The sequence below is a fragment of the Chryseobacterium sediminis genome (assembly GCF_008386505.1).
Lineage (GTDB): Bacteria > Bacteroidota > Bacteroidia > Flavobacteriales > Weeksellaceae > Chryseobacterium > Chryseobacterium sediminis.
In genome coordinates this window covers 251,052-264,148 of record NZ_VUNZ01000003.1, presented here as the reverse complement: position 1 = coordinate 264,148, position 13,097 = coordinate 251,052, and the positions used below count along the sequence as shown (strand labels likewise).

The 13,097-nt window shown below is 35.6% G+C and carries 10 protein-coding genes; 3 read left to right on the top strand and 7 right to left on the bottom strand.

Annotated features, from left to right (window positions below):
* The first annotated feature begins 169 nt into the window (after positions 1-169).
* Positions 170-526: a 50S ribosomal protein L19 gene (gene rplS, locus FW780_RS16485; protein ID WP_047376947.1), complete on the top strand. Its 357-nt coding sequence runs from the start codon at positions 170-172 to the stop codon at positions 524-526.
* A 72-nt stretch (positions 527-598) separates the two neighbouring features.
* Here rplS and FW780_RS16480 read toward each other — a convergent pair whose 3' ends face one another.
* Together FW780_RS16480 and FW780_RS16475 are read right to left on the bottom strand one after the other, a co-directional pair.
* Positions 599-1,042, bottom strand: a complete 444-nt coding sequence (locus FW780_RS16480) for an SRPBCC family protein (protein WP_149834767.1) — start codon at positions 1,040-1,042, stop codon at positions 599-601.
* A gap of 164 nt (positions 1,043-1,206) precedes the next feature.
* Positions 1,207-1,989, bottom strand: coding sequence for an AraC family transcriptional regulator (locus FW780_RS16475; protein WP_149834766.1), 783 nt, complete (start codon positions 1,987-1,989; stop codon positions 1,207-1,209).
* 75 nt (positions 1,990-2,064) lie between these two features.
* Between FW780_RS16475 and FW780_RS16470 the strand changes: the two genes are divergently transcribed.
* A complete protein-coding gene (locus FW780_RS16470; protein ID WP_149834765.1) occupies positions 2,065-3,207 on the top strand; it encodes an MFS transporter in 1,143 nt (380 codons plus the stop codon).
* Between the two features lie 71 nt (positions 3,208-3,278).
* Here the strand turns inward: FW780_RS16470 and FW780_RS16465 are convergent, their stop codons facing one another.
* The 4 genes from FW780_RS16465 to rpsA all read right to left on the bottom strand — a co-directional run bounded on the left by FW780_RS16465 (position 3,279) and on the right by rpsA (position 10,258).
* Positions 3,279-4,271: an alpha/beta fold hydrolase gene (locus FW780_RS16465; protein WP_149834764.1), complete on the bottom strand. Its 993-nt coding sequence runs from the start codon at positions 4,269-4,271 to the stop codon at positions 3,279-3,281.
* Between the two features lie 81 nt (positions 4,272-4,352).
* Positions 4,353-5,339 (bottom strand): EamA family transporter, encoded by a 987-nt coding sequence (locus FW780_RS16460; protein ID WP_149834763.1) that lies wholly within the window; start codon positions 5,337-5,339, stop codon positions 4,353-4,355.
* Positions 5,340-5,463: 124 nt separating this feature from the next.
* A complete protein-coding gene (locus FW780_RS16455) occupies positions 5,464-8,091 on the bottom strand; it encodes a T9SS-dependent M36 family metallopeptidase (protein ID WP_241676927.1) in 2,628 nt (875 codons plus the stop codon).
* A gap of 376 nt (positions 8,092-8,467) precedes the next feature.
* Positions 8,468-10,258 carry a 30S ribosomal protein S1 gene (gene rpsA / locus FW780_RS16450; protein ID WP_149834761.1) on the bottom strand — a complete coding sequence of 597 codons (1,791 nt, stop codon included), beginning with the start codon at positions 10,256-10,258 and terminating at the stop codon, positions 8,468-8,470.
* Between the two features lie 347 nt (positions 10,259-10,605).
* Between rpsA and FW780_RS16445 the strand changes: the two genes are divergently transcribed.
* The gene (locus tag FW780_RS16445) at positions 10,606-11,913 is read left to right on the top strand and encodes a DEAD/DEAH box helicase (protein ID WP_149834760.1); all 1,308 of its coding nucleotides are present in this window, start codon (positions 10,606-10,608) and stop codon (positions 11,911-11,913) included.
* A 106-nt stretch (positions 11,914-12,019) separates the two neighbouring features.
* Here the strand turns inward: FW780_RS16445 and FW780_RS16440 are convergent, their stop codons facing one another.
* Positions 12,020-12,913 carry an SMP-30/gluconolactonase/LRE family protein gene (locus tag FW780_RS16440; RefSeq protein WP_149834759.1) on the bottom strand — a complete coding sequence of 298 codons (894 nt, stop codon included), beginning with the start codon at positions 12,911-12,913 and terminating at the stop codon, positions 12,020-12,022.
* Positions 12,914-13,097: the final 184 nt, after the last annotated feature.

The window sequence follows — 13,097 nt, the reverse complement described above, 5'->3', positions numbered from 1 at the left end:
TTAAAGAAACCGTTAATTTTTTAGCAAAACCAGAATGAAAAAATTATAGTTTTTAGTACATTAATTATTTGGCGTATTCAAAAACTATTTTGTACATTTGCAACCTGTTATTCAACCTCTGACGAAGAACGTGTAAGTTGCTTAGCTTTAACATTTTATTTTATTAATAATGGATTTATTAAAGTACGTACAAGACAAGTACATTGCGAAAAAAGAATTCCCTGAATTCAAAGCAGGTGATACAATTACTGTGTATTACGAAATTAAAGAAGGACAAAAGACAAGAACTCAGTTCTTCAAGGGAACAGTTATCCAATTAAGAGGTACTGGTTCTACAAAAACTTTCACTATCAGAAAAATGAGTGGTGATGTAGGTGTAGAAAGAGTATTCCCTATTAACCTACCTGCACTTCAAAAAATTGAGCTTGATAGAAAAGGTAGAGTTAGAAGAGCTAGAATTTACTACTTCAGAGACCTTAGAGGTAAAAAAGCAAGAATCAAAGACGCTGCTTACAAGAAGAAATAATTCAGACAACAATACATACAAAAAGAGGCTGTTTATACATAAACAGTCTCTTTTTTTTGTTGAAAATATTTTTTACTTTCTGTATGGAGTACCGTTTCCTGTTTCAAGGAAAAGCTTCAGACTCCCTATAAACTGATTCCAGCCACCAGAACAAATAGCATAACACTCTACAGACGGATGCAATCCCACATGAGTAAGTTGCAGTAAACTACTGTTTTCCTTTTGTTCCATTTTCCAAACGATAGTCGTACCAATCCATTCTGTCTGATTTTTTAATTCAGGAATAGCAATCAGTGAATCTTCAACAGTCCAGATCACTCTTGAATTGGGTATTGTTTCTTTTATACGTATTGTCTTGTGAATATGGTCTCCAAATCTTACTGTAAACGTATCACCTACCTGTGCTGAGGCGCCGGTAAACCACTCAGACCACCAAAGATGAATCTGATGAGCAAGCGCTTCATAGATCTTCTCTGCCGTAGCTTTTAGTTCAATTGTAGTACTATAATTATCCATGTGAACTCATTTTGTTTTTCATAATTATTTTCTATTTGATTATACAATTTTATGCAAATTATTGAGCAATAGACTTTGCATAAGGCAAGAAATATTTAAGATTTCCAGATTAGAAGATGTCTTGAATTTCTTTTACTATCACAAATTATTAACTGTAAAAAGGCTTATTCATTTTTTATAAGATACTGCAAAGGGGTAGCTCCTGTCTGCTTTTTGAAGAAATCTATAAAAGCGCTGTCTGATGAAAAGTCTAAAATATGAGACACCTCTCCTATTGAATTACGTTCCACCAAAAGTTCAATCGATCGCTGCAGTCGCCACTGCTGTCTCCAGTCCTGATAAGACAATCCTGTTTCTTTTTTAAAAATACGGCTGATTGTTTTTTCCACTGCTCCGGTTTTTTTCGCAAGGTCTTTCAACATAGGCGGTATAGCATTACGTAGAGTCCACTCTTCTGAAATTTTCCTGAAACGTCTGTCTTGCGGTATTTTAAGTTCCAGTTTTTCCTCCGGAGCGCTGTTTATTTCATCCCAGAATACATTCAGCAGACTAATCTGATTATTTCTTAGATCTGACCATTCCCAAAAGCAAATTCTTTCGATAATTTCTTTCAATAATGGATTTACATGCAGCACTCTAAGGCTGGAACTCATATATTTTTCCGCATAATTTTCATCAAAATAAATTGATCTGTAAGCTACAATATTTCTGAAATTCACCCTGTGAATCTCATTGGAAGGAATCCAAAGCATTCTGAATGGAGGCAGAACAAACTGTCTGTCCGAAGTAGTAACCGTCATACAACCAGAGGGAGCATACAATAACTGAGCTTTCGTTTTATGAAAATGAAAACCGGAATCATGCATCACCATATCAGAAGCTATTCCAATTACTCTTTCCGGAATAGAGTCTGCATCAAACTCTTCATTTTGTTTCAAAACAGCCATGTCCTATTTTTGATGTTTTTTGTTTTTATACCATTATAAATATACCTTGAAATTTTGGAAACTTTGCAGAAAAAAATGAAAAAGACAAATCCCATATGGCTGCTGACCGTACTTGTAATGCTTCCTCAGTTTGTAGAAACCATTTACAGCCCGGTTTTACCAATGGTTCAGAAGCAGTTTGGAGTGAAAGAAGAATATGTTGCTCTGACGATCAGCTTATATTTTATAGCTTTTGCTCTGGGAGTGGCATTTTGGGGAGTACAATGTGACAGAATCGGAAGAAAAAAATCTCTTGAATACGGTCTTATCACTTATGGAATTGGAACACTGACAGCTGTTTTTGCCCCCAATTTCATAATTTTCCTGAGTGCCAGAATTATTTCTGCATTTGGAATCTCTGTGGGCTCTATTGTAACACAAACAATTCTAAGAGATACTTATGATCAAAATAATATCAGCAAAGTATTTTCCTGGATCGGAATTGGTTTATCCATAAGCCCCGTAATAGGAATGATTACCGGATCTGTATTGACTTCTTCTGTTGGACATCAGGGCATTTTCATAACATTATGTTTGCTTGCAGGATTATTTCTCATTCTTTCCCGTAAGAAAATTTCAGAAACTCAACATTCAGTAAAAGAGATCAACATGGGTATTTTAACAGATTTATTAAAGAGAATGCTTTGTGACCAGGCAATTATAAAGTGCTGTTTATTGATTATGAGTTTTAATGTTCTCTTGTTTTCTTATTATTCACTGGCTCCGTTCATCTTTAAAGAATATCATTATTCCTCTTATATTTTCGGATACAGCAGTGTTATATTGGCTGGCGGAACATTTGCAGGGGCAAAACTTAACAGATTTCTGTCATTGAGAGACATACAACCTAAATATTTAGTTAAAGCAGGTACATTTACTGCATTTACCGCTTCCATTTTTGTATGGATTCTGGCAGGTAAAGGGATATGCTTTTTAATTCCTTATTTTTTCATTGTGATGGCATTCAGCATTGCAATCCCGAATATTCTGAGTACCGCACTGATCAATTATAAAGACGAAACCGGAAGTGCCGGAGCTTTACTGGGACTGATTTATTATATCCTGATAGGTTTAGGACTTGTAAGCATTGGTTTTATACAGAATTTGGGGATTTCCTGTGTCTTGTTTTCGGGAATTGGAGTTTGTACTTTACTACTCATTGATCGCAAGAAGCAATAAATTTGAAACATTAAGTTTTAATCACTTATCCAACTTAATGTTTCAAATATCTGATAGTTTTTAAATTTATTCTATTCTATAAAATTACACAGGGCTTCAAAAAACTTAGGATATACTTCTATATGAGGAAGATGTCCTACGTTTTCAATCTCTACAAGCTTTGAGCCTACAATTTCACGCTGAGTTTTCTTTCCTAACTCCTGATACTGTCCCATTTTCGGCTGAAGTTCTTTGGGAGCCCTGTCTTTCCCTATTGCAGTTCTGTCTCTTGTTCCGATAATAAGCAGCGTAGGAACTTTTATATTTTTAAATTCATAGCATACCGGCTGGTTATAGATCATATCCGAGGTGAGAGCAGCATCCCAGGCTACCTGAGGGTAATCTTTATGAAGCGTCCATCCTGAAATCAGATCAAGCCATGGCTGATATTCTTCTTTCCATTTGTTATCATAGTAGAATTTCAGCTGATAGTTCTTATAGGTTTCGGATGTATTTTTAAGTTCAGACTGATAGGCCTGATCTATGGTCTGGTAAGCTGCAAAAGTTTTATAATCTTCAAGCCCGATTGGGTTTTCAAGAATCAGTTTCTGTACTTTCTCCGGATACAGCAATGTAAATCTAGTCGCTATCATTCCTCCCATTGAATGCCCAAGTATTATTGCTTTATCAATCTTTAATTCATCCAGAACTGCTTTTGTATTTGCAGCCAGTTGTGAAAAAGAAAACTGGTATGCATGGGGTTTTGATGATTTTCCAAACCCGATCTGATCCGGAATCACCACTCTGAATCCTTTAGCAGAAAGATCTTTCGCTGTTTTCCCCCAATATGCTCCGTTGAAATTCTTTCCATGGAGAAGCATTATTGTTTTCCCATTGGACTTTTGTGGCTGTACATCCATATAGACCATTTTCAAATCTTCGCCCTGAGATTTAAGATTAAGAAAATGAACTTCATAAGGATATTGATAATCAGAAAGCATTGCATCCAGAGGTTTTACCTGTGAAAATATAAAACCGGAAACCGTCAAAGCCAAAACAGTCGTTATATTTCTGAAATATTTCATGAAACTTTTATTTTAAAGATTAAAATTAAAAAAACCGCTCCAAAAGGAACGGTTTCAACTATTATTTTTATTTAAATATTTTTAAGACAATTCTGCCATCGAAACTTCTTTTTCTTTTTTTGAGGGTAAATTCATCAAGACAATAGCAAAAAGGATCAGAGCAATTCCTATCCATTGGATCAGAAATACTTTCTCCCCCAGTAAAACAAAGGCCATCGTTACGGAAACCGGAAGCTCCAGAGAGGAAACAATACTTCCCAGCCCCAATCCTGCATTCGGAAATCCTATATTGAATAAAATTGGCGGAATAATGGTTCCAAAAAGAGCCAGTACAAAGCCATACGTCAGGAATATTGAATAATTGAATGAATGAATATGTTCTGTATTTTCTGTAAAATTTAAGTATAATGATTTTAAGCCATCAAAATACATAGGTCCTATCTGAGCAAAGAATAAAAATGCAAAAACCACTACAGAACCACCTGCCAACATGATAATACTTTTTCTGAAAACCGGAAGATGGGTAGCCAGCGTATTGGAAGTAAACATCGTTAAGGTATAAGAAGCCGCTGCCATCAGCCCCCAAAAGACTCCATGCCAATCCAGCTCTATTTCCATATTAATAAGATTTGTTGCCAAAACTGTTCCCAGTAATACGATCACGACAGAAACCACTTTTCTTGCATTGGGAAGTTTTCTGGTAAGGATACTTTCCACCACAACACTGAACCAAACAGACTGCATCAATAGTACAATAGCAATTGAAACATTGATATACTGTACCGCTATATAATAGAACAAACTCGTTCCTCCCAAAGAAGTTCCTGCAAGCAGCAGCATTCTTACTTCTTTAGAACTTGGCCGCGATAATTTCTGTTTTGAGGTCAGAGTCTGAATAAGATTGAGGATCAAAAGTCCCGTTAAACCTAATACAAACTGGGAAGTAGTTACCTCCGAAGTAGTGAAACCATCATGGTAAGCCATTTTCACAAAAGTGGCCAACATACCGTATATACTAGCTCCAATCCCTACAAATAAAACACCTTTTAGTATATTTTTCTTCTTCATAATTTTTTTAACAGCCTGCAAAGGTACGACATATAAATTAAACCTATCTGAAGTGTTATCATGATAGATAAACAAAATCGCCACAAGCAAGCTTGTGGCGACTCTTAAATTAATTATAAGTAAATTATTTTTTAACCATTACTTTTGAAGCAGCTTCAAAACCAAGTCCTTTGATTTTAACCATATAAGTTCCGTTTACCAAATTGCTTGTAGAAATTGCTTTTTTAGCATCCGGTGAAATTTTATCTTCAGAAGAAACCAATTTACCTGACATGTCATAAAGTTCTACACTTACTTTTCCAAGGGTATTGCTTGGGAAGTTGATATAAAACTCATCTTTAGCAGGGTTTGGATAGATAGAAATATTTTTATTCTTATCGCCCTTCACTTCATTGGTAGCCAATAAACATTCTTCTGGTACATTAAAGTCCTGAACCTGATCATTAATATTATTTTTCACTCCTGCTGACGCATTCACTCCCAGACCTCTTCTTGCAAAAACGCCCCAGATCATACATTTGTCAACACCTGCAGTTGTTGCTAACTCTGCAGCTAATATTGCATTTCTTCCTTCAATAAAGCTCGGATTACATGCCTGAAGTTTCAGAGCATCTGTTACCAGTTGTAATACTTTTGTACTTCCGTTAGGTGTTGTAGATAATACATCTGAAGAATAACCATATTTTTCAACATATTTCCAGTGAAGATCCCATAGCATAGTAGCCCAAACAAAACCAATAGAGTGAACATCCGGAACAATTGCTGATCCGTTATTGTATTCCATTCCGTTTGTATCTCCGTATGTAAATCCGTTAACAGTAAGACTTGTTGAATATTTTGCAGGTCTGATACCAGCACCTGTGATCGCCTGACCTAATGCGTAAGTACCTGTACCTCTTGCTACAGTAGCATTATCACCGGCTTTATTCGTTAACATCAAAGCGAAGAAATCAGACCATCCTTCTCCCATTTGTTCTTTACTCACTCCTGAATTCAGACAGTTGTATCCGGTACCAGTCATTCTGTTGGATATTCCGTGGCCATATTCGTGAGTTACGATTCCGTTATCAAAGCTTCCGTCAGGAGTCATATTTCCTTTTAGGGTAACATTTACTGTAGTACTTGCTGCAAGCTGAGTTTTGATATATTCTCCTTCTGCATTGTTAATAAGTACTGAAGAAATTGTAATTGTCGGATCACTACCCGCCATATTTCCTATAGTAGCCCCATTCGCTGCGTTATTATAGATAATAGCTGCTTTAGCTCCAGCATCCTGAAGGTTTTTCACTTTAATAGCAAAAGAACATGTTCCTCTCTCAACCAGTCCTATTTTGTTAGTCAATGAACTTGCAGGCAAAGCTGTACAACCATCCAAAACTGATGAAAGTGCTACATCTCCTGTTATTCCGTTCATAGGTAATGGAGGACCAAACTGAGCAGTTCCTGCTCCTGGTGTACGGGGAACAGCTGCACTAGGTGCATTGTAGTAAAACACTCTTCCAACCGGAGACCAAAGATACATTTGCATTTTACCATTATAACCATCCTGCCCTGAAGAGAAATTCGCATTATTTAATCCGCTGCCATCCTGCGCCTCTGCATATACAGAATCATCATCTCCTCCTACAGGTCCATTACCAAAATTGTTCTGCTGGAAGTTTCTGGCAGATTCTGTAAATCCGAATTTGTAGAAAACATCATGAATTCTGTTATTTAGATAAAATAAATTCGTAATAGCAGCATTCCTGTTATTTAATGGAGTTTCGTTGATATTAAAAGGGAAATCAAAATTTCTTGTAGCCCCACCATCTGCCGGAGCCCCTGTAAGATAATCAGGAGCTGTTAAAGCTGTTCCTGCAGCATCTTCATAGGCAAAAACGTTATTTCCTCTGGTAACCGTATAATGATTAGTTCCATCAGAATGCCATCCTTCAGGAGAAGCACTTAATATCCAAGGATTATTAATGATTGATCTTGAACCAAAGGTAGGTGCTTCAATAGGCAATGGAAATACATTATATGATGCATTATCCGGTAAAAGTAATGGAATATTGTTTTGTACCATACTATTTTGAGGTCCTACTAATGTATTCTCAAAATGATCAGCATGGCTATAATCAGCATCTGAGCTGTAAGCATCATGATTGAAATTACAAGATAAAGTCAGGTTATTTTTTAACAGGATATTTCCATTGTTGGCATCTACTAAAATATTCCAGTAATTCGGAGATTTTGGCTCCGTTAAAGTATATTCGTAAGCCAGACGTAAGTTTCCGCTCTCGTCATTGGTATACACAAGTCTTTGATTGGCTGATGTTGCTTTTTTTTGAGTCTTCTCAAGATATCCGAGAATCGCGAAATTTGCAATATCAGGGTTTTTCAAGTCTTCAGCGATCTTTTGAAGAGCCGTACTTTTACTGATAGCAGCCGTACCTGATGTAGATGCAGTATAATCTTTTACAAAATTATCCGTGTAGTAAACAATTTTATTGTCCTTAATCAATGCTGTTCCTACGGAGCTGTATATTGGTAAACCATTATAAGTCTGTAAAAATTTAACAACATTACCATTCAATGATTTTGACAGATCTACATTATCAACAATGATATTATTAAGATCAGATTTTTTATATTCTCTTATTTTATTTTGAGAAATATAATCTTTAATCAGTTTTTCATTATCCTGTCCAAACAATACTGTTGGAAATGCAGAAAATACTGCAAACAAAAGAGGTAAAGCTTTATTTTTCATATCCATTATTAAAGTCGCTAATCTACAAATAATTCACAAACCTTCAATGTTTTTTTTACTTAAAATTTAAAAATAAATAAATACACACAAAACCATCAGATTAATATTGTTTTACATATTTCTCAATTAAGAGAATGTCATCATAAATTTATGCCTACCACATTATATTTAACCTATTTTTAAATATTTCTAATTTAATTATTTCATTAAATAAATCACATATTAATGTGATATTTTCAATGAATATTTATTTTATACTTTACATTATTTTTTAGAAAAAGCTATTTTTTTCCAGTATCAAATTCCATATTTTTTCATATTTAGATAAAAAAAGCCGCTCAAATGAGCGGCTCCTTATATATCAATGGTTCAAAGATTATTTACCTTCTTCCATTTTTCTTTTCAACTCTGCTAATGCATCGATGTCTCCAAGAGTAGATCTTTCTTCGTTGTTTGAAGAAGAAGATACGTTTCTAGAAGAAGATTCTTTAACGTTTTTCTTTTCTTCGTCTCTGAAGATACCTGTGTGAGATACTACTACTCTCTTGAATTCTTTGTTGAATTCGATTACTTTGAATTGAGCATCTTCACCTTTTTTGATTTTAGATCCATCTTCTTTCTCTAATAATCTTGAAGGGCAGAAAGCTTCAACCTCAGCATCCTCGAATTGAACAGAAGCTCCTTTATCGTGAACTTCTACAGCTTTACCAGCGTGGATAGTTCCTTCAGCATATTTAGTTTCAAATTTATCCCATGGGTTTTCAGTCAATTGCTTGTGACCTAGAGATAATCTTCTTGCCTGAATATCTAATTCAAGAACTACAACGTCTAATTTATCACCTACTGCGCAGAACTCAGATGGGTGCTTGATTTTCTTAGTCCAAGAAAGATCAGAGATGTAGATTAATCCGTCGATACCTTCTTCTAACTCTACGAATACACCAAAGTTAGTGAAGTTTCTTACAGTTCCTACATGCTGAGATCCTACCGGATACTTAGCTTCGATGTTTTCCCATGGATCTTTAGACAATTGCTTGATACCAAGAGAAATTTTTCTTTCTTCTCTATCTAAAGTTAATACTTCAGCTTCTACTTCATCACCTACTTTTACGAAATCTCCAGCAGATCTTAAGTGAGTAGACCAAGACATTTCAGAAACGTGGATTAATCCTTCTACACCTGGAGCGATTTCTACGAATGCACCATAGTCAGCAAGAACTACTACTTTTCCTTTTACTTTGTCACCTACTTTCAAGTCAGCAGAAAGAGCATCCCAAGGATGAGCTTCTAATTGCTTCATACCTAATTGGATTCTTGTTTTCTCATCATCGAAATCAAGGATTACAACTTTTACAGTCTGTCCGTCCTCTAGGATTTCAGATGGGTGGTTCACTCTAGACCAAGAAAGGTCTGTAATGTGGATCAATCCATCAACACCTCCTAAGTCAATGAATACACCGTAAGAAGTAATATTCTTAACAGTACCTTCAAGAACCTGACCTTTTTCAAGCTGAGCGATGATTTCTTTTTTCTGACCTTCGATATCTGCTTCGATCAATGCTTTGTGAGATACAACTACGTTTTTGAACTCAGGGTTGATTTTCACAACTTTGAACTCCATAGTTTTTCCTACGAACTGATCGTAATCTTTAATTGGCTTAACGTCAATTTGAGAACCAGGTAAGAATGCTTCGATTCCGTGAACATCAACGATCATACCACCTTTAGTTCTTGATTTAACAAAACCGTTAACGATTTCTCCAGTTTCGTGAAGTTCGTTTACTTTATCCCAAGCTTTAAGCGTTCTAGCTTTTCTGTGAGATAACTGTAATTGTCCAGTTTTGTCTTCTCTCTTGTCAACCATTACTTCTACCTCGTCACCTACTTTTAGGCCTTGGTTGTAACGGAATTCGTTTAGAGAGATAACACCTTCAGATTTGAAGTTGATGTCTACGATAGCTTCTTTATCAGTTAATCTTACAACTTTACCAACTAAAACGTCGTTATCGTCTAGGTTGTTTAAAGATCCGTTGTAGATTTCTTCTAAATCGCTTTTTTCTTTTCTCGCATCTGCATCAAGACCTGATTCGAAAGAATCCCAATCAAATTGTTCTGGTGCTACGTTTTGGTTTAATAAAACCTCTGCTGAATTTGTCTCTTTTGACATTTTCTAATAAAAATTTGTATTCCTTCTTTTTTAACGGTTTGAATAAATGCGGATTAAAAAATACGGAAGTAATTAATTTTAAGTAATTTACCCATCAAACCTTTTCGCCACAAAAGTGGGTGCAAAGATAGAGATTTTATTTGAGATAAACAATAGTTTTACTTTCAGACACTCAATATGTATACAATTGATTATCAAACTATAAACAATCCATTTACGAATAGTGAATTTTACTTTGCAAGTAAATAGTGAATGAAAACGGTTTGAAAAATTGGCAAGCGAAGCGAATTGACTATTCACCATAGACTGTTTGTAAAATCTACTGCCTATTTCACTACCTTTGCACCATGGAACTACAATCAATCTACCAGAAGCTGCAGATTCAGGATATGAATCAGATGCAGAAATCTACTTATAATGCGTCTGAAAACAATACAGACATTGTTTTACTCTCTCCTACAGGATCTGGAAAGACTCTTGCTTTTTTATTCCCGGTTCTTCGGAATCTGAAAAAAAATGTCCAGGGGGTTCAGGCATTGATATTGGTTCCGGCCAGAGAACTGGCTTTACAGATTGAACAGGTTTTTAAAGCAATGGGAACAGATTTTAAAGTCTCTGTTTGTTATGGCGGACATGATAAGAAAATCGAGGTTAACAATTTAATTGAAGCTCCTGCGGTTTTAATAGGAACTCCGGGGAGGGTTGCTTATCATGTAAGAAATAATAATTTTGATCCGAAAACGATTAAAACACTTGTCCTTGATGAATTCGATAAAGCTTTAGAGCTGGGCTTCCATGAAGATATGGAGTTTATTGCAGGCTTATTAAAAGGCCTTTCGCAAAGAATTTTAACTTCGGCCACAGCAATGGATGAGATCCCATCATTTACAGGTCTGAAAAATGAAAAAACCATTGACTTTTTAAAACTCAGTGAAGTAAAACCAGATATCCAATTGCGAAAAGTAATGACAATTTCTGAGGAAAAACTGGATACTTTGTTTAATTTAATTTGTAAAATAGGAAATAAAAGAACTCTTATTTTCTGTAACCACCGTGAGGCTGTTGACAGAATTTCTGAGCTTCTTCATCAGATGGGAATCGACAGGGAAACCTTCCATGGCGGTATGGAGCAGGATGAAAGAGAGCGCGCATTGCTGAAATTCAGGAATGATTCTGCAAGAATTCTTATTACTACGGATCTTGCGGCCCGCGGACTTGATGTTCCGGAAGTAGAATCTATTGTACATTATCAGCTTCCTCCAAAAGAAGATGCTTTTATTCATAGAAACGGACGTACTGCAAGGATGAATGCCAAAGGGTTTGTATATCTGATTATGACAGAGGAAGAAAATTTCCCATTCATTAAAAATAATACTCCTGAAGAGAGTGTTGCCGGATTTACTAAAGTTCCGGAAAAGACACCTTTCCAGACTATTTATATCAGCGCCGGAAAAAAAGATAAGGTGAATAAAGTGGATGTTGTGGGCTATCTTATCAAAAAAGGAGAACTTCAGAAAGAAGATATAGGTTTGATTGAAGTAAAAGATACAACGTCTTATGTTGCCGTTTCCAGAAGTAAAGTAAATGCTGTTTTAAAAAAGCTGCAAAACGAAAAACTGAAAGGGAAGAAAGTAAAAATGGAGGTCGCTTACTAACCCCCTCCACTCAATACTCTATTGTCATTGCGAACGAAGTGAAGCAATCTCATATTTAATGAAAAGAGATTGCTTCGTCGCTATGCTTCTCGCAATGACATTCATATTATTTTATTCCTCTTACTTTGGTAGGAAAAGTATACACAGATTTTGAAGCGGTAATGAAGAGTATATTATTATTTTCTCCGCCAAAAGTTACATTGGAAGTCCACTTTTCAGGGATAGAAATATGATAAATTTTCTTTCCGGAACGGTTAAAAACATGTACTCCATCTCCTGTAAGATAAAGGTTTCCGTGCTTATCCAGTTCCATTCCGTCTGATCCCATTTCGCAAAACAGTTTTTTCTCAGACAATTTCCCCTCACCTAGTATATCATACACATAAGTTTTCCCTGCATCAATATCGGAAAGGTATAATTTTTTCAGTTTTTCACTGCCTACAATTCCATTCGGCTGGGTAAACGTATCCAGCTTGGTTACTTTCCCTGATTTGTCTCTATAGTAAAGGCTTTTGTGTGGTAATTCCTGTTTAAAACCGATCCAGTAATCTCTTTCATACAATGGATCTGTAAAGTACATCCCTCCGGCTTCATCATTCCATACATCATTGGGACCGTTCAATCTTTTTCCTTCAAAACCTTTAAGCAGAACTTCTACTTTTTTGTCCTTGGAAATTTTCCAGATTTCTCCCTGATCATCCGAGCAGGTAATCAAATATCCGTCTTTGTCAAAGTGCGTTCCGTTTGCCCTTCCCGTCTTGTCTAAGAATTCTATTACTTTATTGCTTTTCCAGTCCCAATAATAGATTTTATCATTGGGTTGATCGGTAAAGTAAACATTCCCTTCTTGATCTGCTGATGGCCCTTCTGTGAAACTGAACGTATCTGAAACCATTTCCGGTTTTACTCCTTCATAAAACATTTTACTAGAATTTACTGATTGGCAGTTTACCAATGCGAAAACCAAACCAATCATGCCTATTTTAAAGATATTCTTCATTCTTCATTTTTAGACCTGCAATTTACAATATGACTTACAGGTTTCAAAATATTTTCCCGTTTTGATACAATAAAAAACACCAGCACTAAATGTCCTAATTGTCCTATTTTTGAAGTAGATCATATTAGTAATAAAAAGATATAATCCGGAGCTTTGCAGTAACAGAATCCATCACTTTTTTCAA

Excerpts from the sequence above, each read along its gene's own strand:
- rplS (WP_047376947.1), top strand. The coding sequence starts at position 170 with ATGGATTTATTAAAGTACGTACAAGACAAGTACATTGCGAAAAAAGAA.
- FW780_RS16480 (WP_149834767.1), bottom strand. The coding sequence starts at position 1,042 with ATGGATAATTATAGTACTACAATTGAACTAAAAGCTACGGCAGAGAAG.
- FW780_RS16475 (WP_149834766.1), bottom strand. The coding sequence starts at position 1,989 with ATGGCTGTTTTGAAACAAAATGAAGAGTTTGATGCAGACTCTATTCCG.
- FW780_RS16470 (WP_149834765.1), top strand. The coding sequence starts at position 2,065 with ATGAAAAAGACAAATCCCATATGGCTGCTGACCGTACTTGTAATGCTT.
- FW780_RS16465 (WP_149834764.1), bottom strand. The coding sequence starts at position 4,271 with ATGAAATATTTCAGAAATATAACGACTGTTTTGGCTTTGACGGTTTCC.
- FW780_RS16460 (WP_149834763.1), bottom strand. The coding sequence starts at position 5,339 with ATGAAGAAGAAAAATATACTAAAAGGTGTTTTATTTGTAGGGATTGGA.
- FW780_RS16455 (WP_241676927.1), bottom strand. The coding sequence starts at position 8,091 with ATGAAAAATAAAGCTTTACCTCTTTTGTTTGCAGTATTTTCTGCATTT.
- rpsA (WP_149834761.1), bottom strand. The coding sequence starts at position 10,258 with ATGTCAAAAGAGACAAATTCAGCAGAGGTTTTATTAAACCAAAACGTA.
- FW780_RS16445 (WP_149834760.1), top strand. The coding sequence starts at position 10,606 with ATGGAACTACAATCAATCTACCAGAAGCTGCAGATTCAGGATATGAAT.
- FW780_RS16440 (WP_149834759.1), bottom strand. The coding sequence starts at position 12,913 with ATGAAGAATATCTTTAAAATAGGCATGATTGGTTTGGTTTTCGCATTG.